The sequence below is a fragment of the Oleiphilus sp. HI0079 genome (genome assembly GCF_001635105.1).
Genome location: NZ_LWFT01000938.1, coordinates 1 through 811, shown reverse-complemented (window position 1 = coordinate 811; position 811 = coordinate 1). Strand labels below are relative to the sequence as shown.

Below are 811 nucleotides of genomic sequence, written 5' to 3'. Positions count from 1 at the left end.
AAGAACCGATGAACTTTCACGAGCTGATCGAAGACATCGTAGTCATGCTCGCTCCCTCGGCACATAACAAAGGACTAGAACTAAATTATCTTTACTATGACGATGCGCCAAAGCAGATTCTCGGCGATTCCTTACGCCTAAAACAGGTGATCACAAACCTCATCAATAACGCGGTCAAGTTCACTGATGAAGGCGAAATCGTAATTCGAGTCATGTTAGATGACAGCCTAGATAGCAAGCTCGGTAACCTTAAAATATCGGTATCGGATACGGGTATTGGATTATCGACTTCGGAGCAAACCAGTATTTTCAAAGCCTTCTCTCAAGCAGACGCATCTACAGCGCGTCAGTTCGGGGGAACTGGCTTAGGACTCAGTATTTGTCGTGGACTTGTCCATGAAATGGGCGGCGAAATCGATTTTGAAAGCGAGCCAGGAAATGGCGCAACATTCTGGTTTACCTTACCGCTGGATGAGGAGTTGATGGCAGAACAAACGGATCAGCATGGCGGCATATTAGGGATAGACGATTCGACCCTTAAGCAGCTTCAAAGTTTAGACTGCCTACTCTTCGAACTTCAACAAACCTCTCGGCGAAGCATTCAACACGCCCTTGCCGTTACCGGCGTCTCCGTTAAAGTATTTGATCACCTAGAAGCTCTTTGCGATCACACAAGACATCTGACAAGTCCTCTCCAAACCCTGGCTCTCCTCTGTCTAAACGAGGATCAGCTGAATGCGCCAGCCGTAACGCAAGCAGTAGAAGAAATTCAAGCGCAAAAGGTCAAGGTACTATTGTTTACGCCAACGCT

Annotated in this window: 1 protein-coding gene; it reads left to right on the top strand. The window is 47.1% G+C overall.

Annotated features, from left to right (window positions below):
• Window positions 1-811: ATP-binding protein (locus A3750_RS17215; protein WP_231871861.1), on the top strand; the 811-nt coding region annotated here is incomplete at both ends.